This is a genomic window from Pseudenhygromyxa sp. WMMC2535 (assembly GCF_011083025.2).
Genome location: NZ_JABJWV010000001.1, coordinates 4,471,058 through 4,493,634, shown reverse-complemented (window position 1 = coordinate 4,493,634; position 22,577 = coordinate 4,471,058). Strand labels below are relative to the sequence as shown.

Annotated in this window: 16 protein-coding genes; 8 read left to right on the top strand and 8 right to left on the bottom strand. The window is 68.2% G+C overall.

Features of this window, described 5'->3' with window-relative positions; all coding sequences use genetic code 11:
• Nucleotides 1–13: 13 nt before the first annotated feature.
• The gene (locus G6O69_RS17705) at nucleotides 14–841 is read right to left on the bottom strand and encodes an undecaprenyl-diphosphate phosphatase (RefSeq protein WP_172304678.1); all 828 of its coding nucleotides are present in this window, start codon (nucleotides 839–841) and stop codon (nucleotides 14–16) included.
• 64 nt (nucleotides 842–905) lie between these two features.
• Here G6O69_RS17705 and G6O69_RS17700 point away from each other — a divergent pair, with 64 nt between their 5' ends.
• Nucleotides 906–1,079, top strand: a complete 174-nt coding sequence (locus tag G6O69_RS17700; protein WP_172304677.1) for a hypothetical protein — start codon at nucleotides 906–908, stop codon at nucleotides 1,077–1,079.
• Nucleotides 1,080–1,320: 241 nt separating this feature from the next.
• Here the strand turns inward: G6O69_RS17700 and G6O69_RS17695 are convergent, their stop codons facing one another.
• On the bottom strand, nucleotides 1,321–3,546 hold the full coding sequence (locus G6O69_RS17695) for a hypothetical protein (RefSeq protein WP_176396921.1): 2,226 nt from the start codon (nucleotides 3,544–3,546) through the stop codon (nucleotides 1,321–1,323).
• 54 nt (nucleotides 3,547–3,600) lie between these two features.
• On the opposite strand from G6O69_RS17695, the gene tssI reads away from it, so the two are divergent.
• The 3 genes from tssI to G6O69_RS17680 are packed head-to-tail and all read left to right on the top strand — an operon-like array spanning nucleotide 3,601 to nucleotide 6,815.
• Nucleotides 3,601–5,613 (top strand): type VI secretion system tip protein TssI/VgrG, encoded by a 2,013-nt coding sequence (tssI, locus tag G6O69_RS17690; protein ID WP_176396920.1) that lies wholly within the window; start codon nucleotides 3,601–3,603, stop codon nucleotides 5,611–5,613.
• Nucleotides 5,614–5,622: 9 nt separating this feature from the next.
• Complete coding sequence (locus G6O69_RS17685) at nucleotides 5,623–6,168, top strand: PAAR domain-containing protein (RefSeq protein ID WP_172304674.1); 546 nt, start codon at nucleotides 5,623–5,625, stop codon at nucleotides 6,166–6,168.
• A 2-nt stretch (nucleotides 6,169–6,170) separates the two neighbouring features.
• Nucleotides 6,171–6,815, top strand: coding sequence for an N-acetylmuramoyl-L-alanine amidase (locus G6O69_RS17680; protein ID WP_172304673.1), 645 nt, complete (start codon nucleotides 6,171–6,173; stop codon nucleotides 6,813–6,815).
• Between the two features lie 22 nt (nucleotides 6,816–6,837).
• On the opposite strand, the gene G6O69_RS17675 is transcribed toward G6O69_RS17680, so the two are convergent.
• On the bottom strand, nucleotides 6,838–7,902 hold the full coding sequence (locus tag G6O69_RS17675; protein ID WP_172304672.1) for a hypothetical protein: 1,065 nt from the start codon (nucleotides 7,900–7,902) through the stop codon (nucleotides 6,838–6,840).
• 158 nt (nucleotides 7,903–8,060) lie between these two features.
• Between G6O69_RS17675 and G6O69_RS17670 the strand changes: the two genes are divergently transcribed.
• Nucleotides 8,061–9,098: a Rieske 2Fe-2S domain-containing protein gene (locus tag G6O69_RS17670; protein WP_172304671.1), complete on the top strand. Its 1,038-nt coding sequence runs from the start codon at nucleotides 8,061–8,063 to the stop codon at nucleotides 9,096–9,098.
• 5 nt (nucleotides 9,099–9,103) lie between these two features.
• Here the strand turns inward: G6O69_RS17670 and G6O69_RS17665 are convergent, their stop codons facing one another.
• From G6O69_RS17665 to G6O69_RS17655, 3 genes are all read right to left on the bottom strand, one after another.
• Complete coding sequence (locus G6O69_RS17665) at nucleotides 9,104–11,167, bottom strand: hypothetical protein (RefSeq protein WP_176396918.1); 2,064 nt, start codon at nucleotides 11,165–11,167, stop codon at nucleotides 9,104–9,106.
• A gap of 50 nt (nucleotides 11,168–11,217) precedes the next feature.
• The gene (locus tag G6O69_RS17660; protein WP_172304669.1) at nucleotides 11,218–11,715 is read right to left on the bottom strand and encodes a hypothetical protein; all 498 of its coding nucleotides are present in this window, start codon (nucleotides 11,713–11,715) and stop codon (nucleotides 11,218–11,220) included.
• A gap of 223 nt (nucleotides 11,716–11,938) precedes the next feature.
• A complete protein-coding gene (locus G6O69_RS17655; RefSeq protein WP_172304668.1) occupies nucleotides 11,939–13,285 on the bottom strand; it encodes a hypothetical protein in 1,347 nt (448 codons plus the stop codon).
• 247 nt (nucleotides 13,286–13,532) lie between these two features.
• Here G6O69_RS17655 and G6O69_RS17650 point away from each other — a divergent pair, with 247 nt between their 5' ends.
• Nucleotides 13,533–14,192: a sterol desaturase family protein gene (locus G6O69_RS17650; RefSeq protein ID WP_172304667.1), complete on the top strand. Its 660-nt coding sequence runs from the start codon at nucleotides 13,533–13,535 to the stop codon at nucleotides 14,190–14,192.
• A 58-nt stretch (nucleotides 14,193–14,250) separates the two neighbouring features.
• Nucleotides 14,251–14,769, top strand: coding sequence for a hypothetical protein (locus G6O69_RS17645; RefSeq protein ID WP_172304666.1), 519 nt, complete (start codon nucleotides 14,251–14,253; stop codon nucleotides 14,767–14,769).
• Nucleotides 14,770–16,086: 1,317 nt separating this feature from the next.
• On the opposite strand, the gene G6O69_RS17640 is transcribed toward G6O69_RS17645, so the two are convergent.
• Nucleotides 16,087–16,707, bottom strand: a complete 621-nt coding sequence (locus G6O69_RS17640; protein ID WP_172304665.1) for an RNA polymerase sigma factor — start codon at nucleotides 16,705–16,707, stop codon at nucleotides 16,087–16,089.
• 266 nt (nucleotides 16,708–16,973) lie between these two features.
• Between G6O69_RS17640 and G6O69_RS17635 the strand changes: the two genes are divergently transcribed.
• Nucleotides 16,974–18,938 carry a S8 family serine peptidase gene (locus G6O69_RS17635; RefSeq protein ID WP_172304664.1) on the top strand — a complete coding sequence of 655 codons (1,965 nt, stop codon included), beginning with the start codon at nucleotides 16,974–16,976 and terminating at the stop codon, nucleotides 18,936–18,938.
• On the opposite strand, the gene G6O69_RS17630 is transcribed toward G6O69_RS17635, so the two are convergent.
• Nucleotides 18,925–22,545 (bottom strand): serine/threonine-protein kinase, encoded by a 3,621-nt coding sequence (locus G6O69_RS17630; RefSeq protein WP_172304663.1) that lies wholly within the window; start codon nucleotides 22,543–22,545, stop codon nucleotides 18,925–18,927. The two genes, G6O69_RS17635 and G6O69_RS17630, sit on opposite strands and share 14 nt — an antisense overlap.
• Between the last annotated feature and the right edge of the window lie 32 nt (nucleotides 22,546–22,577).

The following is a 22,577-nucleotide window of genomic DNA, read 5'->3' as shown; positions in this document are numbered from 1 at the left end:
GACCCGGCCGGGCTCAACCCAAGATGACCGCCAGCGCCCCCACCAGCACCAGATAGGGCACGAAGGGAAGCAACCCGAGCTTCTCGATCAACGCCAACAACAAGCGCAGCGCCGCCAGCCCCACCAAGAAGCTACACACGAAGCCCACGGCAAAGGGCCCCGCCGCGATGGCCACGGGCACGTCCCCCGTGAGCAGGTCGAGCGCCTCCTTGCCCGTCGCCGCGGTGATCGCCGGGATGCTCAGCAAAAACGAGAAGCGCGCGGCCCTGGCCCGGCCCAAACCCAGAGCCAAGGCCGCCGCGATGGTCGAGCCGCTGCGCGAGATCCCGGGCACCACGGCCACCAGCTGCGCCACACCGATCACCAGCGCCGCGCGCCAGCTCGGCGGCTCGTCTCGCTCGTCGAGGGGCGCCTCTTTCCGGTGGGTGAAGCCGAGCATGGCCGCGGTCACCAGCAGGGCCACGCCGATCGCCCGCACCTGGCCCTCCATCTGCACGACCAGCTCCTCCACACCGGGGATCAGCACCACCCCCAGGGGCAGCGAGCCCACGATCAGCGCGAGCAGCGTGGGCCGAGCCCAGGGCACCCGCTGGGGATCGAAGAGCCCCCGCAGCAAGCCCAGCAGATCCTCGCGGAACACCAGGAGCACCGCGAGCAGGGTCCCCGCGTGGACCACGATGTTGAAGCTGTGCCCCGCCGCCTCGGCGTCGACCCCGAGCCAGGCCTCGAACAAGGACAGGTGACCGGAGGAGGAGATCGGCAGGAATTCCGCCACCCCCTGCACGGCGCCCAAGAAAGCTGCCAGGCCGTAGCCAAGCTCGGCGTCGGGGCTGACGAGCATCCCCTCGCTTGTATCGCGCCCCAGACGGGGCGCAAAAAAGCTGCCCCGGCGCTACCATCCGGCCATGCCCTGGGCCATCGCCATCCTCGCGCTCATCGGCCTGGTCCAGAGCGCGGTCTGGATCGGCCAGGCCTCGGCCCCCGTCGGCAGGCGCCTGCTCGCGGTCTTCCTCGCCCCCCTGGCGGCCCTCACCCTCGTCGCCGCGCTCACCGCCATCCGCGTGGACGCGCTGCTCTGAGCGGCTCCGCGGGGCTCTTGCCTACCTGTCCTGCGCCTGGAACCCCGTCGAGTCCTCTGGAGCGCGCACGAGCGCCGCTCTAGGAGCCCGTGGTGAAACCCAACACGACACCTCGCTTGGTCTTTTCGCCGAGGGCTTTGTCGCCAAAACTGGCAGTACGCCCGGTACAGCGGCGTTTTGGCTTCGCGCCCTCGACGAAAATCCCGGCGCCAGGAGCCGCGCTGGGTTCCACCACGGGCTCCTAGCTCGCTCGATAGGCAGCCTCGAGGTCGAGCCCACAGAGCTCGATGTGCGTGGCCAGATCCCCCGCGCGCGCAGGCATGAACGCGGTCGGCAGCCGCAGCGCCCCCTTGCTGCGGACCAGCAGCTCGAGCGCGATCGCCTCACGCCAGCTCTGGCTGCCCAGCGAGAGCGCCGCAGCCAGCGACGCCGAGGTCATGGGCTCACCGCCGAGGTAGCGCCGTCCATCCTCGAAGCGATCGCCGTGCGCCTCCCACCACGCCGCCGCAGCGTCTACCGTGTCCGCGCTCGCGCCCGTGGCCACGTTGAAGCCCGCGAGCGCGCGCGCGCACTCCTGCTCCTCGCCGCGCTGCGCGAGCTCGAGGCTCGCGCGGATGCCTACGGGCCATCCGCTGACGCCGAGCACCCAGCCGGCGTAGGCCGGCGCGGCCGCGCGCGAGGCCCAGCTGACGAGGCGCTCCCGATCCCGGCTCGTGCCCAGCGTGGCCAGCAGCAGACAGGGCGCGGGGAAGTCGGGGGCGCGCGCGGCTTGCTTGCACTGCATCCACGCGGAGGGACGATCCAACACCAGGCCCGCGACGATCGCCTCGCTGCGGATCGCAGGCTTGGTCGACAGCAGCTTCCGGTCGACCTGTGTGGCGAAGGACTGGGCCTTGGCATGAAAGGGGAGCATGCGCAGGCCCATCGCGAGGGCGTCCCGCTCGCTCGCGTCGAGCAGCTCGTGGATCAACTCCGCGCCCGGGTCTGCGGCTCGACGCACGAACACATCCAGCCAGCTCAGGCGCTGTGCACCGTCCACGAGCGCGCTGCCCATGGCGGCGATCGACTCGGCGCGGACCTCGTCATCGAGGTACGCGAGCGCGCGCGTCACCGCGTGATGACACCCCTCGTCGAAGCCTTCGAGCGCGTCGAGCAGCCCGGGGCTCCCCTTCATGTTCAGCAGCGCCATCGCGGCCGCGAAGCGCTGCTGCTCGGGTTGCTCTGCCGTGAACAAGGTCGGCAGCAGCACGAGCTCGGCCGCGCGCTCGCCGTTGAGCTCGAGCACGCCGAGGCTCGACTCCCAGCGCGCCTGAGCACCCTCGGCGAGAGCGCTCAGATCTCGGCCCGGCGCGTCCGAGAGCGCTTCGTGCAGCGCAGCGACGGCAGCTTCGAAGTGCTCGGCGAACACCGACTCGGACAGCTCCGGCGCCTTGGCAGGCGATGGGTCTTGGACCCTGCCGACCTCGATTGGCGCGCTGTGAGGCTCCGCCCTCGGGGCGGACTCGGGCTCACTCGTCCACGCGGGTGGCGGCAGCGCGCTCTCGTCGAGCTCGAGCGTCTTCGGCGGCCGCGCTCGCGCGTGGGTTGGGTCCTTGGGCGGAACGCTCTCGGGATCCGTCGGCGCCGGTGCAACCCGGCTCACCTCGCGCGCGATGGTCCGCGCAGCTTTCGCCATTGCGATAATTTCATCACGCGGAATCGTGATAGTTTGATCGGCGAAAATCTGTTCGCGCGACACGAGGCGCGTGGGCTCATCATCCTCACCCAGTTTCGCGGCGAGCTGCATGCCGTATAGCGAAATCACCTGCGTGGCCTGCTCGACGTCATCGACGGGGTCCACGGGGTCCATGGCGAAGGGCATCCGCTCGAGCGGCACCACCGCCGTGCCCTGGCTCTGGCCGATCCTGGGCGCGGCACGACGCGGTCGCGCCATGCTCCCCCTCACCTGCGAGGTATAGATGAGGGTCTCCGAGCGCTCGGGCGGCGCGCTGAGAACCGTCCCCCCGCGCTCGGGCGGCGCGCTGAGAACTGTCCCCCCGCGCTCGGGCGGCGCGCTGAGAACTGTCCCCCCGCGCTCGGGCGGCGCGCTGAGGACTGTCCCCCCGCGCTCGGACGGGGTGTAGCTGACGGCGAATACATCCGTCGATGGCTCATCTCGCAGGTACGCCTCGGTCTCGGCGGGCTCGTGGCCGACATGCACCTTGGCCTGCGGCGCTTCGAACCCTCGACCCTGCTCGGCGGCGAAGCGATCCATCGCGCGCCCTTCGGTGTCAACACTTGGCGGGGACGTTCGCTGGGGGTCCGAGCGTGGCATCGAGTGATGCCGCCACACCCACCACGCCAGGCCCAAGAGCAAGAACGCGACAATCGAGGCCAGGGCCAGGATGATGAGTTCCGAGTGGACCACGCAGCCTGGCGGACAGTCTATGGCTCCGTGCTGGAAGACACAAGATCGATACGCCGGCACGAAGATCGAGGCTTGACCTCGACATCGCAGATTCGAGATGCTGCCGCCAAGTTGATGAATATCGCCAATCCACTAGCACTAGCGACACTCGAGGTCGAATTTAGGTGTGAGGATACCGAGCCCGCGACCTTGCAGGTCCGTCGGCTGTCGTTGAGCGAGCAAGTCGACTGCGACTACCAAGCCAACCTCATGCTCTCCTCGCATGAGGACTTCGACCCGAACGCGCTGCTCGGCGCGGACTGTGAGCTCGTCATCTCGCGGGGCGTGATCGAGCGGCGGCGGCTGTTCGGGGTGATCGAGGAGGTCGAAGATCGTGGCGAGCTCGATCACCAGCACTGGGTCGAGCTTCGCGTCGTGCCCGCGTTCGCCTTGCTCGACATGGGCCAAAACACCCGCATCTGGCAGCACCGCTCGGTCCGCGAGATCATCAACACAGTGCTCGAGCGCTCGCTGGGCGCCTACGGTCGCAGCTTCGACTTCGGCATGACCACGCGCGGCGCCGCCAAGCGCGACTACTGCGTCCAGTATCGCGAGTCGGATCGCGCGTTCGTGCGTCGCCTGCTCGAAGAGGAGGGCCTGGCCTACGACTACGTCCACGAGCCCGGCGCGGGCGTCGAGCAGCTCACGCTGCGTGACGCCAACAACCAGTATCCCAAGCTCGAGAACCTCGACGGCAGCGAAGAGGTCCCCCTCGTCGAGAACGACGCCGCGCACATCCTCCTCGAGTCGATCCAGGCCTTCGGCTACGCTCGCAGGCTGACCGTGACCGGCGCCCTGCGCCGCGACTACGACTGGCGCGAGCCCAACAGCTGGCTCGACGAGCGCAGCGAAGGCGAGGATCAACGCGCTCGCCAGCGCCGGGTCTATCTCCACCAGCACCGTCGCTACATCCACGACGACCTCGACAACCAGGTCTCCGACACCAGCGCGGCCGAAACCTTCGAGGGCGAGGCGCTCGCGGCCCGCAGCAACATCAGCGCGCTCATGCCCGGGATGCGCTTCAGGCTGACCGACGCGAGCGCGGAGCTCGAGCAGGAGTACCTCGTCACCCGCGTCAAGCACGAGTACCAAGACACGGAGGACGGCTCGACCTACGGCAACGAGTTCACTTGCGGACCGAGCGAGCGCCTCTACCGACCGCGCCAACGCACGCCCAAGCCCCGAGTCCACGGGCCGCACACGGCGACCGTCGTCGGCGACGACGAGATCCACACGGACGAGCACGGCCGCATCCAGGTCCAGTTCCACTGGGAAGAGACGCCCAGCCACGCTGCCGACGCGTCATGCTGGATCCGCTGCGCGCAGAGCTGGTCGGGGCCGGGCTGGGGCGCGCAGTTCATACCCCGGCGAGGGATGGAGGTCATGGTCGAGTTCATCGAGGGGAACCCCGATCGCCCCCTGGTCACGGGCTGCGTGTACAACGGCGCGAACGAGTTCCCCTTCGAGGCCCCGGCCAACAAGACCCAAAGCGGCTGGCGCACGCGCAGCTCGCCCAACAGCGACGGCTACAACATGCTGCGCTTCGAGGACGCCACTGGCCATGAAGAGATCCACATTCATGGCCAGAAGGACTGGAGCATCGTCATCGAGAACGACAAGGACCAGCACATCCACCACGACGAGACCGCGCGCGTCTACCACGATCGCACCAAGACCGTGGATCACGACGAGCGCGAGCGGATCGGCAACGATCGCTGGATCGCCGTCGGCTCCAACCACACCGAGACGATCGGCCTCAACATGTCCGAGACCGTCGGCGTCAACAAGACCGTCGCCGTCGGCGTCGTGATGTCGACCACCGTCGGCGAGGACATGCACACGGTCGTCGGCGACAACATGAGCGAGGGCGTCGGCGACACGAAGACCGCGACCGTGGGCGTCGACAGCCACGAGAGCGTCGGCGCAAAGAAGGTGCTGACCGTCGGCAAGGAGTACGCGATCGTCTGCGGCAAGGCCTCGATCGTCTTGCGCAGCAACGGCGAGATCGTCATTCGCGGGACGAAGATCGACTCGGAGACCTCCGGGGATACGGACATCCGCGGCGGCATGATCAAGCTCAACTGCTAGGAGCCCGCAATGCCAAAAGCTGGACGAGTAGGTGATAACGCGGCGTGCCCGGCCGACTCCCACGGAGCGCCTTGCTGCGCGCACGGAGTCTCGGGTCCCGCGGTCGCGGGTTCTCCCGACGTCTCCATCAACAACAAGAGCGCGGTCCGTGTCGGCGACCCAGGGGTCCACTCCGCGTGCTGCGGACCCAACACCTGGCACGCGACATCGGGCTCGAGCACGGTCATGATCAACGGCGTCCCAGCCCACCGCCTGGGCGACTCCACCGCGCACTGCGGCGGCGGCGGGACGCTGGTCCAGGGCAGCGACAACGTCCTGATCGGTGACCGCGACGGCTTCACGGAGCAGCCCGTCTACGATGAAGGCTTCATCATCGTCGACGCCGACGGCGACCCGGTCCCCGATCGCCAGTACACGCTCACGCTCGCCGATGGCCGCAAGATCCGCGGACGCACGGATGAAAAGGGGCGCACCATGGTCGTGTTCAGCCTTCAGCCCGAGGACGTGAAGATCGAGGTCCTCGACGCAGAAGAGACCCTGGAAGAGGATTGGTAGACATGCGCGTGAAGGATGCATTCGACTTGTTCCCGGCGACCCTCCCGCAGGGGGACTCGTCGTGCAGCGTGGTCAGCGAAGATGGCTCCTCGACCTCTCCAACACAGAACACGGAGCGCAAGAAGGTCCAGGTCCCTGGGCGCGAGATCAAGCGGCTATTCGTGCACTGCGCGGCCACGCCCAACGGCAAGGCCTTCACCGCCGAGGACATCGATCGTTGGCACGGAGAGAGGGACTTCAACCGCAAGTCCAAGTACAAGGACACCTTCAACAAAGAGCTGAAGCATATCGGCTATCACTTCATCATCTATATCGACGGATCCCTGCATACTGGCCGGCACATCCAGGAGATCGGGGCGCACGCCTACATGCACAATAGGGATAGCCTCGGGATCTGCTTGATCGGCACGGACAGGTTCACGCTCGCGCAGTGGATCACGCTCAAGGCCCAGCTCGCAGCGCTCAAGGGGACGTACTGCGACGCGACGATCCACGGGCACCACGAGGTCTCGAACAAGATCTGCCCGGGCTTCAACGTTCCGAACTGGCTAGCGAGCGGGCAACAGATCGACAACGAGCACCTCTACCCGCCGATCACCCCGAACATCCCGGTGCCGCTCCCGCGGCCGAAGCCGCCGCAACCCTGATCCTGCCCGTGGGTGACGGGTCTCAGGCGCCGGGCCGCCGGTCCCAGACGAGGCGCGAGGAGGACTCGAAGCGCCACAGCGGCTGGCCGGTGCCCTCGCTGAGCGTGAAGTAGCCCATGGAGTCGGCGTCGATGGCCAGAGTCTCGCCCTGCGGCTCGCTCGCGACCGGGATCTCGCAGGGCTCGGCGAGCATGGCCTCGCCAATGGTCTGGCCGTCCGCGCGCGGCCACAAAAACGCGTCGATATAGCCGCGCACGGCCACGAAGTCGCCTTGCGGCGAGATCTCGCCGCCGGTCGCCAGCGCGCTCGGGTAGTTGGGATCGGCCAGCTTCTCGAGCTCGCCGGCGGCGAGCGGCGCGGCCAGGCGGTAGAGCCCGGTCTCCTCGCCCTTGGTCACGATGAACAGGTCACCGCTGACGGGATCGACGAGCAAGGTCTCGGCGTTGTGCGAGCCGTCGGGATAGGTCAGCTCCAGCGCGTCCCAGTCGGCGACCAGCAGCGGATCGTCGCCGAGCGAGGCGACGTCGGCCGGCTCGGGCAGGCGATAGATCGTGATGTAGGGCCGGGCCTCGCCGTTGTCTCCGATGTCCCCGGCGTAGAGGTAGTCGCCGGGCTCGGGCCCTGGGCCGATGGCGAGGTCCTCCCAGTCGAGCGCCCCGGCGCCCTCGAGCCGAAGCTCGGCGACGAGCTCGCCGCCGAGATCCAGCGCGAACAGCCGGGCGAGGTCCCCCGAGTCGTTGTGCACCCACAGCAGCTCCTGCGAGCGGCTGCGGACCATGCCCGAGGCCTCGTCGAGCTCCGCGAGGGTCACGGTCCCGGCGACCTCGCCGCTCGAGATCTCCGGGCACTCGCCCAAGCTACCGGTCTCCGTCTCCGTCTCACCGGCGGTCCCGGTGTCGCTATTGGTCTCGCTATCGGTCTCCGTCTCGGTCTCGGCGTCGCTCGCGTCGCTCGTGCTCGCCTCGCTGCCGCCTTCGGCGGTCGTGCCCTCGTCCTCGGTCGTGCTGGTCGAGCCGGTGTCGGAGCCGGGGCTCGACGAACAGGCGAGAGAAGCGAGCAGACAAAGCGGCGCGGCTCGGCGGATCACGGGTCCATGATAGACGTTCCTTCGCCTTCCCATCCCTTGAACTGTGCTCATGACCAGTGCGCGCATCCCCTACACCGAAGGCGAGCACATCTCCGAGCGAGATTGCGTGAAAGTCGCGCTAGCTTATTGAAGCTAACAAACCTTACGATGTGTGTCCCATGTCACACGTCAGGCCTTCGACCTCCATGCGCGCGGCCACGTACCCACCGGGATATCCGGACGGTTGGTACCGCCTGGCCGCCTCGTCGGATCTCGGGCCGGGCGAGGTGCAGTACCGCGAATGCCTCGGCCGCGAGTTGATCGTGTATCGCAGCGCCGACGGATCCACGGTCCACGCGATGTCGGCTTTTTGTCCGCACCTCGGGGCCAACCTCGCCGGCGGCTGCGTCAAGGGCAAGCGCATCGAGTGTCCCTTTCACCAGTGGCAGCTGTGCGAGGACGGCAAGGTCGGCCACATCCCTTATGCCGACAAGCTGCCGACGCGCGCGCGCCAGGAGACCTGGCCGGTGCGCGAGCGCTACGGTCAGATCTTCATGTGGTACAGCGGCGGGGATCGGGTCGCGAGCGCCAACGACGTGCCCGCCTACGAGATCCCCGACATCCCGGAGGTCGACGACGGCCGCTTCGTGTTTCGCGGCCGCCACGACGCCAACACGGTGCACATGCACCTGATCGAATTCGCCGAGAACAGCGTCGACTTCGCCCACTTCGCGCCGGTCCACGGCAAGATGTTCGTGCCTTGGACGGCGATCACCGTCCCCGGCATCGCCGTCGAGCACGTCGCCGACTGGGAGCCGGATCCCGAGCACTCGCACCTCGCCTACTTCAAGAACCGGGCCGTGCTTCACGCCTTTGGCCGGGTGCTCGAGCGCACCCGCGCCAGCGCGATGATCACCTTCATCGGCCCCGGCAGCGTGGTGACCTTTCGGTTCACGATCCCCGACATGGGGGAGATCGTGATGTTCCAGACCCACCTACCCCTGAGCCCGATGGAGCAGAAGGTGGACTTTCACTGGTTCGCCGACAAGAGCATGCCGCGGCTGCTGGTGTCCTATGTGATCGGCAATTGGGTGTCGCAATGGGCCAATGACATTGATATCTGGGAGAACAAGATCTACCTGGACAAGCCGATCTTGGCCAAAGGCGACGGTCCGATTCACCGCATGCGCCGCTGGTATAGCCAATTTTATCCCTAGAGCGGCTACTCGAGGACGGCAAAGCTCGCGCGAATCTTCGCGATCTCCTCGTCGGAGAGGTTCGTGTAGAGCAAGCCATAGACGATCCCGTCGCGGACCAGGAGATCGGCGTCGATCTGCCCGCCGACCCCCTTCCAGCGCAGGTGTCGCACGCGCTCCCCGTCGAGCTCGACCTCGTCTCGCGTGGGCGCGCCCAGCATCTTGTCGGGGCCGATCTGATCGCGGAGCAGCTGCTCCATGTAGCTCGAGACCCAGTCCTTCTCGTTCGAGCTCGCCACCTCCGTGAGCACCATGGCGGTCAGCTCCTCGCCCCCCTGTCCCCACGCCTCGACGCGGCCGCCGGGCACCTCGGAGCCAGGCTTGAGCGTGAAGCCAGCGGGGACCTCGACGCGCCAGCCGTAGCGCTGGTCGATGTGTACGCGCCCCTCGTCCTTCAGCTCCGCGAGCTCGCCCTCGAAGCCCAGGCCAGCTAGCCCCGCGGTCAAGATCGCGTCGTGAGCGGGCGAGTCCCCCACGGTCCACGTGGACACCGCGATGACCTGCCCGCGGTGCGTGCCCAGCATGAAGGCGTAGGCAAAAGGTGGATCGACGCTGCGATCGATCGCCCGCGCCCGCTCGACCTCGACGCCGTCGATGGTCGCGCGATTTCGCGTGAGCACGTCCTTGTCAGCGAGCAGCGCGTCGAGGGTCTGCGCCGGCGTCATGTCGCTGACGAAGGCCTCGATCATCAGGTGGGCCCCGAGCTCGACCTCCTGGACACGGAGCACGGTCGAAGCCGAGAGCGCGCGCGCCTTCTCGAAGTCGTCGACCTGCCAAAACCCATCTGGCGACGTCCAGGTCAGCGCGTTGGCGAAGTCGCGGAAGCGCCCTCCCCAGTACGAGCGGCGGTCTCCATAGCGACGCTGCCGAGGGGGCGTGCGCAGCAGCTCGGCGCGCAGCTGCTCGCGCTGCGACGCCGGCAGCACGCCGATCCCGGCGAGGGCGGCGTAGACCTCGGCCTCGCCCTCCTCCCCCCTGCTGCTCGGGTACCAGCACATCAGCTGCGTGATCGAGGCCTGGGTGGTCATGACCCCGTGCAGGTAGTCGATCGGGCCGTTGCGATAGTGGGTGAATTCAACGTCCTGACCCGCGATCGTGTGGACCTCGGGCTCGGCGACCGCCTGCTCGAAGCCCTCGGCGAAGTTCTCGCGCGTCACCGCGGCCAACGCCCCCGCCTTGCTCGGGGGCACCCGCTCGGAGATCAGCAGCACGTAGCTCCCCTCGGCGTCGTTGCTCAGCGCGATCTCGGCGTCGGCGCTGAGCATCTCCAGCTCGTTGCCCACGAGCATGCGCCAGGGCGCCTCGACCTCGACCGCGAGCCCGCTCAGCGCGCTCTCGAAGCGTCCCTCGCGGACCCGCCAGCCGACCCCATCGAACGCGGTCACCGGCGCGTGCTCGACCCGACGCCCGCGGACCTCCCCGGGGAGCAGCGCGAAGGCGTCCGTGAAGGCCGCCTGCCGCTCGCTGCCCTCGCCCCCCAGCGTCCAGGAGACCACCTGATAGAGGTGCTCTTGGCGATAGTAGAGCGACGACATGTAGCGGTAGCGCTGACCGTTGAGGGTGGCCGTGAACACCCGGCGCTTGCCCGCCACCCCCTCGAGCTCGACGTCCTCCTCCGACTCGATCTCCTGATCCGGGAGCGGCTCCGCCCACAGCAGCGCCGCCGCCTGCTCGAGGCTCGCCCCCGGCAAGCGCTCGACGATCACGATCCCAAACGCCCCCTTGCCGTCGAGCCCGCCCGCGATCGCGTCGGGATGCAGCTGGCTCGCGTCCTGCTCAGTGAGCAGCTTCCAGCCCTCGCCCGGCAAGTTCAGGCGAAAGCCAAAGTCCTCGTCGACGATCGGCTTGGTCGCGTCGACCGTCGAGTCGGCGGTGACCCGCCTGGCGTTGGCCTCGGCCTCGGCCTTGGACTCGGCCGCCTTCGAGCACCCGACCGACGCCGAGAGAACCGAGAGGGCTGCGAGCGCAGCCACGGCCACGAGCCGGGCACGGACACCTCGCCAAGAAGACTTCTGCCGCGAACACTGCACCGCCGCAGGCTAGCAGCCCGCGCCAGGGACACACACCATCAACCTCGCGGTCAATCCGGAAAGGCGTAGTCTTCCGGCTCGGGCTCCTCGATCTCGATCCCTGCCTCGCGCAGCGCCTCCTGGGCAGCGCGGATGCCCTCTGCCCAGCTCGACACCTCGTACCCCTTCCAGTCGTTTGGCGAGACCCAGGCCAGCTTGGCCAAGATCCCCCGGGCCTCGCCCTCGCCCACCACATGCCAGGCGCCGACGTTGACCTGGCCGTGGACCGTGTGCCGGAGGTTCGCCGCTCGATCCACGAAGATCTGGCGCACGCCGCTGGACGCGGTCTCGATCGCCCCGAGATCGTTGACGTAAGCGATGCAACCACCCTTTGCGGCGATGGCGGCGGATTCGTCGAGCAGCCAGGCGTAGAGCTTGTCGAGCACCTCCGCGTCGACCTTGCCGCGCCAGCTCGTCAGGTAGAGCGGAGCAAAGCGAGCGTCGACGAGGATCTCCCCCTTCGACCCAGTGAAGCGCTCGAGCCCGCGGCTCCCTGCGTTTCGACTCATGTGCCCCTCCGCGCCCAGAGCTGTTGGGGACACGCATCAGACTGATTTTTCCGAATTGTGTGCGCACTCGGGCACACGAAAAAGATCGATTGTGGACTCGGCACCCAGTGCATGCTCAACGAGCATAGCGCTGCTCCTTCGTGCCGCTACAAATCAGAGTCTGTGATTTTTTCCCGCAGGCCCTCAGGCGTGCATGGCGTCGTGGGGGAAAATTCACAGACTCTCAGCAGCCTCCGCCGACACCGAGATCACAGCGGAGCTGGCGAACGGCGTTGTAGACCGGCCTGGGATTGCCGCTGGTGTCCGCCCAGGCGAATGCATCCCAGCTCGCGTCCATCAGCTGAAAAGGCAAGATCGCCTGAATGCCCGCGTCGGCCAGCCAGACGTAGTTGTAGGCGTTGACCGTCCAGCTCGCGACCTGATCTTGGCTCCCGTATTCCGTGGTCCAGCCGGTCTCCGTCATGACCACGGGCAGCTGCGCCCCGATCGCCGCGAGCTCGTCTTGGTAGTAGACCAAGCCCGTCTGCGCCTGGCCGTTGACGCCGTCGTAGGCCACGAAGAACCCCCAGCCCTTGCCCTCCGCAGGGTAGGAGTGGCTCGCCCAGGCGTCGAGCTTGCCCGCCAGACCGGGCTCCGCGGCGAGCATGGCCTGGATGTACTCGATCGAGGTGATCCCGGCCTCGTAGCCGTCCCCACCACATTCACAGCTCACGGTTCCCCCCGGAGCCAGGCCGCCATTCATCACCTTGATCCGCGCGTCACCCAGACCGTGCAGGGCGTCGGCCACGTCCGCGAGCATGTGTGCGTACTCGGCGGCGGCGACCTGATAGCCCAGCCAGCCGTCGTTTTGATCGCCCGCGTCGCAGGCCCACTCGTAGCAGAGGTTGGGCTCGTTATGGACCTCGACATAGAGCGGCCAGCCCTCGCGCTTGGGCAGGCTCGCCACCGTGTCGGCGTAGGCCTGGGCGTAGGCGGCATAGTTCGCGTGCGCGCCGTCGTCCGACTGGTTGCGGACTCGGCGATCTCCCCAGGGCGGCCCGAGGCGCACGTAGGGCACCAGGTCGCGGTCGTAGGTCAGCTGCACGGCCTGCTTCCACTCGTCCGAGGCCGCGTGCATGTCCTTGGTGATCCCGGCAAAGGTCAGGCGCACGCCCCCGTGCTTGCCCGCCAAGTTGGCGGCGAGATCGAGCTGCTGCTGGTCTCCAGGCGCGACCAGGCCGATGCCAAAGATGTTGTCGTGGGCAAATTCCTCGTCTTCGCCGGTGGAGGTCGAGCCCGCGCTGGTCTCCTCGCCAGAGCTGTCCGCGCTGGCCTCGTCGTCGGTCCCCGTGCCCGTCGAGCTGCCCCCGGTCGAGCTCTCGCCCTCGCCCTCGCCCATGTCCGTGTCCGACTCGTCCCCGCCGGCGGTCGACGTGGTCGAGAACCCGTCATCGAGGTCGCCGAGGTCGCTCACGCCCTCGCCAAAGGTGTCCCCGAGCTCCTCGCCGCCACAGCCCATGACGCCCGTGACGCCCGTGACAATCGTGACGAGAGCCATGGGGCTCCACCCACCCGCGCGCAGAAATTCCATGCCGGGCTCCTACCGAGAAAGCCCGCGCTGGGCAAGCTGCCCTCCACCTGGCGGGGCCTCGGCCGCGAAACGAGAGCGTGACAGCGACGCCCGCAGCCGCTCATATTGTGAACAATGGAATTTCCATGTCTCGGCACGAGCGACCAATGACGATTCACCGACGCGAACGCCCACGCGTTCAGACGGTGAAGCTCGCTACCAATTTGATCGCGAGAGACCACCTCCAGGCGAGCTGGTAGGCTGTGGTGTGGCCCTCACCCCCGAACGAGTCCGTGCCTTCCGCGAGGACTACCGCAGCGAGAAGCTCCCCCCGCGCTACCACGGCTGGCGACATCTGGCGCTCATCAGCGCGCTGTGCCTCGCCGCCATCGGCCTGGCACTGAGCCTCGTCGATCACCTCGGCGCCGCCAGCTTGCTCGTCATCCCAACCTCGTGGCTGATCGCCAACCTGGTCGAGTACGCCGTGCACCGCGGGCCCATGCACCACCTCCAGCCCGTGCTCGGGCGCCTCTACAAGCGCCACACCAGCGAGCACCACCGCTTCTTCTCGCGCGAGCGCATGGCCATCGATGACCCACGTGACTTTCACGTGACCATCTTCCCCGCCTGGCTCTCGCTCTTCTTCCTCGTCGCGATCGGGGCCCCGGTCGCGGGCCTCGTCGCCCTCGTGTTCGGCCTCGACGTCGGCCTGCTCGCCTACGCCGGCCTGGTCTTCTACTACCTGGCCTACGAGTGGCTGCACCTAGCCACGCACATGCCCGAGGACAGCGCCTTTGGCCGCTTCCCCGGCGTCGCTCGGGCGCGGCGCCACCACAGCCTGCACCACGATCCCGCGCAGATGCGACGAGTGAACTTCAATTTCGCCATCCCCCTGGGTGACTGGTTGTTTGGTACCTGGGAGCGCTGACCCGCCCTGACGTCCGGCGCGCTTTCGTGGTAGGTCTGACCCCTTCGGAGACCCACGCATGCGCACGACCTCCCCTTCAACGAATTTGACGATCTCCTTGTCTCTCTTCCTCGCCGCGGGCCTCGGCTTCGTCGGCTGCAAGAAAGAGGGCGACACCACGGCCCCCGCCGACGCGAGCGAAGACGCCGCGGCTGGCGAGGGTGACGCGGCCGATGCCGACGCGGCCGGCGGCGAGCTCGCCTGGGCCGACATGGACCGCTCCGCCCGCATGGAATACATGGGCACCACGGTCATGCCCAAGATGAAGGAAGCCTTCATGCAGCAGGGCGTCGACTCCTTCAAGTGCGCCAACTGCCACGGCGCCGACTACAAGGAGGTCGACTTCGCCATGCCCAACGACCTCACCCCCCTCGACCCCGAGAACCCGATCCAGTCGGGCATGGATCTCGACGAAGAGGCCACCAAGTTCATGGTCTCGACCGTGCTCCCGCAGATGGCAGAGCTGCTCGGCGAGGAGACCGACGTGACCACGGGCAAGGGCGAGTTCGGCTGCCTGAGCTGCCACCTGTCCGAGTAGTCCGAGCCGTCCGAACGCGCACCCACCCCACCCGCGCGAACAGACCACCGACCCAGCCGCCCAGGCTCGGTCGGTGGTCTTTTTTCATGCCTGAGTGTGAGCGCTCGCTCGGCTTCCGTCTCCGATCAGGAGGGAAGCCGACACAAGCCCACGCTCTCCGCCCCAACCGGAGCGTCAGACTCGAACATCAGCACACACTCAGAGCCAGGGATCGCGCTACAGTCAGGGTCTGTAGTATCGCAATACGGCGCACAACAACCGAGGCTGTCACAGTCCGGCATACCTCCCTCAAAGATGCACATTCCCGAGGCACAGTCCCACAAGGAGTCACAGGCCTCGCCCGGCTCGGCAGCGTTCGTCGATATCAGGCACTCGAACATACCCGCAACACTCCCAACATAAGCACACACGCTTCCATCCTCACAATCATCCCCAAGAGGATCACAGGTGGGCCAGCAGACGAAAGGCCCTTCCTGCCCCAGAACCCGACACTTCGTCTCCGCGGGACAACTCAGGTCCTCAATGCTGTCTCCATCACAAAAGCTGATGCACTTTCCCACATACTCATCGCCATTTGTCTCGAGAAACCAACAAAAACCACCAAAGGCGCAATCATCATGCATACCAGACATCCCGTCGGTCCAACAAGGTTCTCCCGGCGCCTGGTCCCCGAGCACGTCAACGCACTTGCTGTCATTGAAATATAGCTCATTATCGCTATACGGAACGCACTTCTCCCCTTCCAGACAGTTTTGCAAGAACTGGCTGCAGTGTGATTTGCAGATTTGAAATTCAGGACTATGGCAGATCAACCCCTCATCGGAGCAGTCCGCATCTTTGGGGCTATCGACACAAAACGCCACACAGTCTCCCTCCTCACCTCCCTCATAGTCATAACAGTACGAATCAGCGTCACAGCTATCCACGCCCCCGCCTTCCCGGGTGCACGGGTCGCCAACCTGCGCCACTCCTGTGACCTCCACACAGCCCACGCTGAAGTCTTCCTCGTTCAGGTAGGTACACTTTTGGCCCTTGGGGCAGTCTCGCGCCAGCACACTACACGGGGCCTCCACCCCCGTCGTGTCGCTCTCGCTGGACTCGGCGTTCGCTTCGCCGCTCTCCGATGTCTCCGCGAGCCCCTCGCTGGCCTCACCCGCGGACGCGCCCCCACCCGGACCGGCCTCCCGTGCGGCACACGCCAACGCGCCCCCGACTACGAGTGACAGTGATAGTGATAGTGCCCGCGAAGAGCTGGCTGTGGCTGGTGTTTTAAATCGAGCTGGCATGCGACCTCGGAGCGTTGACCATCATACACGCTCAGACCCCGAACACTCGCTCACGCAGCTGCTCGGCCCAGCCCTCGAGGTTGGCGAGGGTGTCCTCGGCCGCGCGGCCCACCTCGGCTGCCGCCACGATGGACTCGGCCAGCAACAGCCGACCCCGGCGAATCCGGCTCTTGATCGTCCCCAGAGGGACGTCGAGGACCTTGGCGATCTGGGCGTCGCTCAGCTGCTCCCAGTAGTGCAGCTCGAGGGCGACCTGGAGATCCATGGGCAGCTGGCGCAGGCCCGCGAGCAGCAGGCGCTCCTCCTCCGAGCGCCCGAGCATGGTGCTGGGGGTCGGGTCGAGATCTTGCACGCTGGACACGGCCGGGTCGAAGCGCTTGTCCATGGTCGCCCGGGTTCGATAGTGCTTGCACAGCTGGCGGTAGGCGATGGCGAACAGCCAGCTGCGGAAGCTATTTTGGTTGCGGTAGCGATCGGCCTCGACGCTCTCGAGCGCCCCCAGGAAGGTCCGCTGGGTCAGATCTCCGCACTCCTCGCCGACCTTGTTGCGAAAGAAGCGGTCCACGGCGGCGTAGTGCCGCTCGAAGAGCTCACGGCCAGCGTGCTTGTCGCCCTCCCGCCAGGCCAGCAGCAGCGTGTCGTCGTCGCGCACACCACCAGTATACGCGGCACCCTCCAGTGACCCAGTCCTTGCGCAACGTGCCACCCACGAATTCCCGTGACGTTAATCCATACCCGCCCACACCGGTATTTCCCTGGAGAGCCCCCTAGGAGCCCGTGGTGAAACCCAACACGACACCTCGCTGGGTTCCACCACGGGCTCCTAGGGCGCAAAGAACGGCCATGCCAACCCCGACCCTTCACTCGAAAACTGCGCTACTTGTCGCGGGCCTCACCCTCTCGGCTTGCATCGACGGGATGACCCCCATCACAGCCGACACCGACGAAGCGGATCTCACGCTCGAGTCGGAGCCCGAGTCGGAGCCCGAGTCGGAGCCCGAGTCGGAGCCCGCGCTCCAGCTCGACTCGTCGAACCAGGCCGAGGGCAGCAGGAAGAGCGCCAGGTACATGACCTGCACCCCCGATGAGGGCATCGACACGGGCATGGTCACGGCGCGCCTCCCCGACCTCCCGATCGGCTGCGACCTCGGCGGAGGCGTCCTGCCGCTGGACTGGGACGCCGCGCCCTTCTTCGAGCCTGTCTCGGGTCTGCCGGTGCCCGCCGGCCTCGAGCCCTACTGTCTCTACACATTCACGGGCGGCACCCCCGCTCAGAGCGACTACAACGCTCTCTACCAGGCCCTCGACATCATCCCCAACATGGCCCAGACAGCCGCCGTCGACTGCGTCGCGTTCAGCGGCATGGCGGGCCTCGACGACAACTCGAGCGTCGACGACAGCCTCTACGAGGCCTTCCGCGCCAACATCGGCGCCGTCGACAGCCTCGAGGAGGAGGACCTCACCGCCGTCGGCGTCTACATCATCGACCAGATCGACGAGTGGGAGTTCGGCACGAACACGCCCCACGATCACGGCCACAACATGGGCTACATCGTCAGCGACGTGCTCTGCCCCGACAAGAGCTCGAGCTGGCTATGCGACAACCACCTGCACTTCGAAGCTGCGCTGGTCCGCGAAGAAAACGGGGCCCTCGAGTCCGAGCTGGGCGGGGGCTACGTCGGCAGCCACGTCGACATCGCGCTCGCCGTCTATCGGGCGATCATGCGCTGGCGAGCCCAGGCGAGCGACCCCACGACCAAGGAGCCCGAGCATCACGCCGTGATCATGGGCGCCTTTGGTGCCAACCCTGCCCTGGCCGTCAACACCGAGCGGGGCGCGGCCGCGGCCCTCGGCGAGGTCCTCGAGCTCGTCGCATGTAGCGGTGCGATCTTCGTCGCCTCCGCGGGCAACGCCAACGACCCGGGCTGCGAGCTCAACGAGGGCGCCCTCTACCCCGCGAGCCTCGCCGATCTCGAGGCCCCGAGCGCCGCGCGCTGCATCGACCTCGGCGCGCCCGAGATCGACGGCTACCCCGTGAGCTACGCCGACCGCGCCCTCGTCGACGCCGTCGCCATGGTCGACGCCTGGAGCGAGCTCCCCGCCCTGTCTCGAGACGCCGCGCTCCCGGATCTCGTCGCCTATGGAACCCAGGCGTGGGTCCGCAACCCCACCGGGAACATGCGACCCCAAACGGGGACGTCCGTGGCCACGGCGGTGACCGCCGCCACCATGGCCTTGGCCTGGGCCATCGAACCTGCGATGAGCGCGAGCCAGGTCCACGAGCTCGTCTATGGAACGGGCTACAAAACTGACTTGCTCCCCGACTTCGGGCTCTCGATTGCAGACTCGGTCCGCCGCCTCTCGGTCTGCAACGTCGTCTCCAAGCTGAGCTCGAACACCGTGTCCTGCGCAGCGCAAGCGCCCGCCGCCGATGGCCACCGAGAGGCCGTTCACGAGGCCCTCGACGAGGTCCTCGACCTCGGAGTTCTCGTGGATCGGGGCATGGCGACGCCTGCCCCCCTGGCGTGCATCGACCCCCAGCCCGACGCGCTGAGCAAGCCGACGCCAGAGAACCCCGCGTGCCCCTACTGCGACGTGGACACCGGCATCGACAACGAGAGCCACGCGCTCAACATCGACCTGCTCGAGAGCTTCAAGTCCGGGTCCAACGCGGTCACCTCCGGCTACCTCCTCGCCCTCGACGTGACCGGGACCCCGATCGGCCGCCACGACCTCACGAGTTCGCAGATCAGCGCGCTCAGGACCGCGCCCGACGAGGAGATCACGGTGATCGGCTTCACCCAGGCCGAGCTGAGCACGGCGACGCTGGTGTTCGGGCTGGCAAACGGCCGCACCGCCATGGGCGAGGTCATCGTCCGCTGAGCCGCCGGCTCGCCTCGCCCATGCAGCGCGCGAGGGCGAGCTTCGCCACGCTGCGCTCCTCGCCCAGCTCCGCCTCGCGCATCCTGGGCGAGAGGCACGCCCAGGTCCGCTGGCCCAGCGCGTCCATCAGCGCCCCGGCGTCCCACTCGACCTGGCCGAGGTCCCACAGGTTCACGCTCCCGTCCTCGCCGACGGACAGGGCTCGCTCCTGTCCCCCGGGCGCAAGCGCGAGGGCGAGGTCGAGGACCTCCGCGCCGTGACCCGACAAGACCACCGACGCGCCCGTGTCCAGTCGCCACAGGCGTAGCGCGCTGTCCAAGGAGGCCGACAGCACCCGGTTCCCCGGCAAGAGCGAGGCCGAGACGATCGGGCCGGTGTGTCCCTCGAGCGTGGCGAGCAGCGCCCCGTCCTCGACGGCCCAGACCCGCACGAGGCCGTCGCGCGAGCCCACGACCAGCCGCTCCCCGCTCGGGTCGAAGGCCAGCGCGGTCGCCCCCGCCTCGTCGACCCGCAGCGCGCGAGGGGCATCGAGGTCCGCGCTCGACCACAGCCGGACGCCCCCCTCGGCCGCCGCGGCCGCCAGCCAGCGCCCGTCCGCGCTCCACGAGAGCGTGTCCATGGCCAGCGGGTCCCGACCCTGGAGCACCCGCTTGACGCTCGTCTCCCCCGAGGCATCGAAACGATGCAGCCACACGCTGCCGTCGGCCCCCGCGCTCGCCAGCAGTTCGCCGCCAGGTTGAAAGGCCACGCTCACCACGCGCCCGCGGTGACCCTCGAGCTCGCGCATCCTGTCCTCGGCCAGCTCCCACACCCGGACCGTCGCGTCGGACGAGGCCGCTGCCAGGCGCGCGCCCTCGTCGTCGAAGGCGAGGTCCCAGACCTGCGCGCCTTCGTCGAGGAGCACGCGCAGCGCAGGCTCGCGCCCAGCTCCGGCTGTCGATCCGAATGCAGACCCGAGCGCCCACAGCGATACTGGGCCTCGCCCCGCGCTAGCGAGGCGCCGCCCGTCGGGGCTGAATACGGCCGCGTTGACCACGGCGTTGCCCGCGTCGAGGGTCTCGAGCAGCGCCCCGTCCTCGGCTCGCCAGATCCGCGCCCGGCCATCGAACGAAGCCGTGACGAAGCGCGTCCCCGCGGCGTCCCCCTGCGCGTCGAAGACCCGCTCGCGGTGGCGCTCCAGCGCCGTGACCAGGGGCGCCTGATCGAGGGCCCAGACCCGTATCTCTCCCGACCACGAGCCCGTCGCCAAGCGGCGCCCGCCGCCGTCCATGGCGCCCGTGAAGATGACCTGGCGATGGCCCTCGAAGGCTCGCGGCGGCCCCGAGAGCCCTGGCGCAGTCACGAAGGCGCGGGCGTCCATGCCCGCCGAGACCACCCCCTGCGGACCAAAGCCCACGAAGCGCACGTCGTCACCGTGGTCGACGAGGCGCTCGCTCGCGCCGGCGCCGGCGCGCCAGTTCGCCACGCGCACCTCCCCGTCCACGGAGCCCGTGACGACGCGCTCCCCCTCGACGGCAAAGGCCGTGATCGCTCGCTGGTGCTCGGTGATCACCATTCCCCTCGACGCCGCCCCATCCTCCGCGAGGCTCCAGCGACGCACCTGCCCGTCGTCCGCCGCCGTCAAGATCTGCCCTCGCCCGCGCCCCCCGTCCGCGCCGACGAAGGCCCCGAAGAACACGCCGCGCTCGTGACCGCGCAGCACGGCCTCGAGCGCGCCCGTGTCCGCTCGCCAGACCCGGGCGCTGCGATCTTTGGAGGTCGTCAGCACGCGCGCCTCCGCGGCGTCGAAGGCCGCCGAGTAGACCGGCCCCGTGTGACCCACGAAGGTCTGCGTCGTCCCCTTCACGAGGTCATGGACGCGAGCCAGCTCGTCCTTCGACGCAGACAGCAGCCGGCCGCCGTCGCTCGAAAAACGCAGCTGAGACACCGCCCCGCCGTAGCGCGCCAGGCTCAGGCTCCCGCCGGCTTGCGTCCACACACGCAGCTCGCCATCCACGGAGCCGCTCGCCAGCCTGCGCCCGTCCGGGCTCAGGCCCAGGCTCGAGACCTCCGCGCCGTGGCGGTAGAGCTCGCTGCCCTCCCCCGTGTCGACGGACCAGCGCCACACGGCCCCCTTGCTGTCCGCGGAGTAGAGCGCCCCGCCGGCGTCGTCGAACACCATCGCCGTGACGACGGCATCGTGACCGCGCAAGATCACCTCGCTCAGCGGCTCCCCGAGGGTCTCGTTGGCCGCAGAGCTCCACGCGCTGCTCTCACGCACCCCCGTCTCGACCTCGCGCAGCAAGAGCGCCACCACGGTCGGGTCGGCGTGCTGAACCAGCCCGCGCTCTGGTCGATAGCGACGCATCACGCTCATGCGTGCGGCGTCCCGGGCCCGCGCCCCGTCGTCGACGAGCTGGCGCAGCCCTCGCTCGCGCTCGAGGGCCAGGAGATCCTCTGTCAGGCCGCTCCAGTAGTGCGCGCGGATCTTGGCCTGGATCTGCGTCACCGCGACCCAGCTCGTGGCCGCGAGCGCAGCGATGACCAGCAAGGCCGCCAAGGTCCACAACCAGCGCCGACGCCAACGCGCCCGCGGATCCTCGGACAGGACCTCGAGCAGGGCAGCCATCGACGGCCAGCGCTCGCTCGGATCCACCGCCAGGCCGCGGCGCATGGCCGCGAAGATCCACTCGGGGACCTGCTCGCGCACGGCCTCGGGGGGCGCCTCGAGCCTGCCGCTCATGATCACGGCCGAGAGCCCCACCAGGCTCGGGGCACGGAAGGGCCGGCTGCCCACCAGGCCCTCCCACAGCGCCACGCAAAACGAGAATTGATCGCTCAGGGCGTCGCCGCGCTGACCCGAATATTGCTCTGGCGCCATGTAGGCCGGCGTACCCATGAGCGCCCCCGTGCGCGTGAGCATCTGCTCGAGCGCACCAGGCGAGGCCTCCGCGCCCGGCTCGCTCTCGGGCGCAGGCTCAGGCGTGCTCGCCAGGCCCTCCAGGCCATAGGCGAGGCCAAAATCGGCGACCCGCGCCCGCCCGTCCCGACCGACGAGCACATTGTCCGGCTTGAAGTCGCGGTGGGCCAAGCCCGCCTCGTGCGCCGCCGCGAGCCCGGCCCCGGCCTGCCTGAACAGCTCCAAGACCTCTCTCCAGCTGCGCTCGCGCGCCGCCAGCCACACCCGCAAGTCCTCGCCCTCGACGTACTCCATGGCCACGAAGAGCTGGCCCTCGTGGGTGTCGGCCTCGTAGACCGTGACCACGTTCGGGTGCGAGAGCCGAGCCATGGCCTGCGCCTCCCGCTTCATCCGCACGCGCCCGTTCGTGTTGGTGTCGGCGCTGCGCATCAGCTTGACCGCGACGCGGCGATCGAGCTGCTCGTCGTAAGCCATGTAGACGACCCCCATGCCCCCGCTCCCGAGCTTGCGCACGATCGAGAAGCGGCCGACTTTGACCGCCGGGGAGGGGTCTCCGAAGAGCGCGGCCACGACCCCTGCCTTGCGCTCGCGCGTCTCGATCCCCGCTCGGTTCTCCTGTCGAGGTGAAAGCTCCGGCAGCTCCCTCGACCCGCTCACCTCCAACACCGACGTCTTCACGTCGGCCTCGCTGCCGTCATCGCGCGTCATCGCTGGCGCGCATCCTAGCAGCACTAGTGTAC

What these genes read in the sequence shown, in the direction of transcription:
- G6O69_RS17660 (WP_172304669.1), bottom strand. Translation starts at nt 11,715, where the DNA reads ATGAGTCGAAACGCAGGGAGCCGCGGGCTCGAGCGCTTCACTGGGTCG.
- G6O69_RS17680 (WP_172304673.1), top strand. Translation starts at nt 6,171, where the DNA reads ATGCGCGTGAAGGATGCATTCGACTTGTTCCCGGCGACCCTCCCGCAG.
- G6O69_RS17685 (WP_172304674.1), top strand. Translation starts at nt 5,623, where the DNA reads ATGCCAAAAGCTGGACGAGTAGGTGATAACGCGGCGTGCCCGGCCGAC.
- G6O69_RS17630 (WP_172304663.1), bottom strand. Translation starts at nt 22,545, where the DNA reads ATGACGCGCGATGACGGCAGCGAGGCCGACGTGAAGACGTCGGTGTTG.
- G6O69_RS17655 (WP_172304668.1), bottom strand. Translation starts at nt 13,285, where the DNA reads ATGGAATTTCTGCGCGCGGGTGGGTGGAGCCCCATGGCTCTCGTCACG.
- G6O69_RS17700 (WP_172304677.1), top strand. Translation starts at nt 906, where the DNA reads ATGCCCTGGGCCATCGCCATCCTCGCGCTCATCGGCCTGGTCCAGAGC.
- G6O69_RS17645 (WP_172304666.1), top strand. Translation starts at nt 14,251, where the DNA reads ATGCGCACGACCTCCCCTTCAACGAATTTGACGATCTCCTTGTCTCTC.
- tssI (WP_176396920.1), top strand. Translation starts at nt 3,601, where the DNA reads ATGAATATCGCCAATCCACTAGCACTAGCGACACTCGAGGTCGAATTT.
- G6O69_RS17705 (WP_172304678.1), bottom strand. Translation starts at nt 841, where the DNA reads ATGCTCGTCAGCCCCGACGCCGAGCTTGGCTACGGCCTGGCAGCTTTC.
- G6O69_RS17635 (WP_172304664.1), top strand. Translation starts at nt 16,974, where the DNA reads ATGACCCCCATCACAGCCGACACCGACGAAGCGGATCTCACGCTCGAG.
- G6O69_RS17670 (WP_172304671.1), top strand. Translation starts at nt 8,061, where the DNA reads ATGTCACACGTCAGGCCTTCGACCTCCATGCGCGCGGCCACGTACCCA.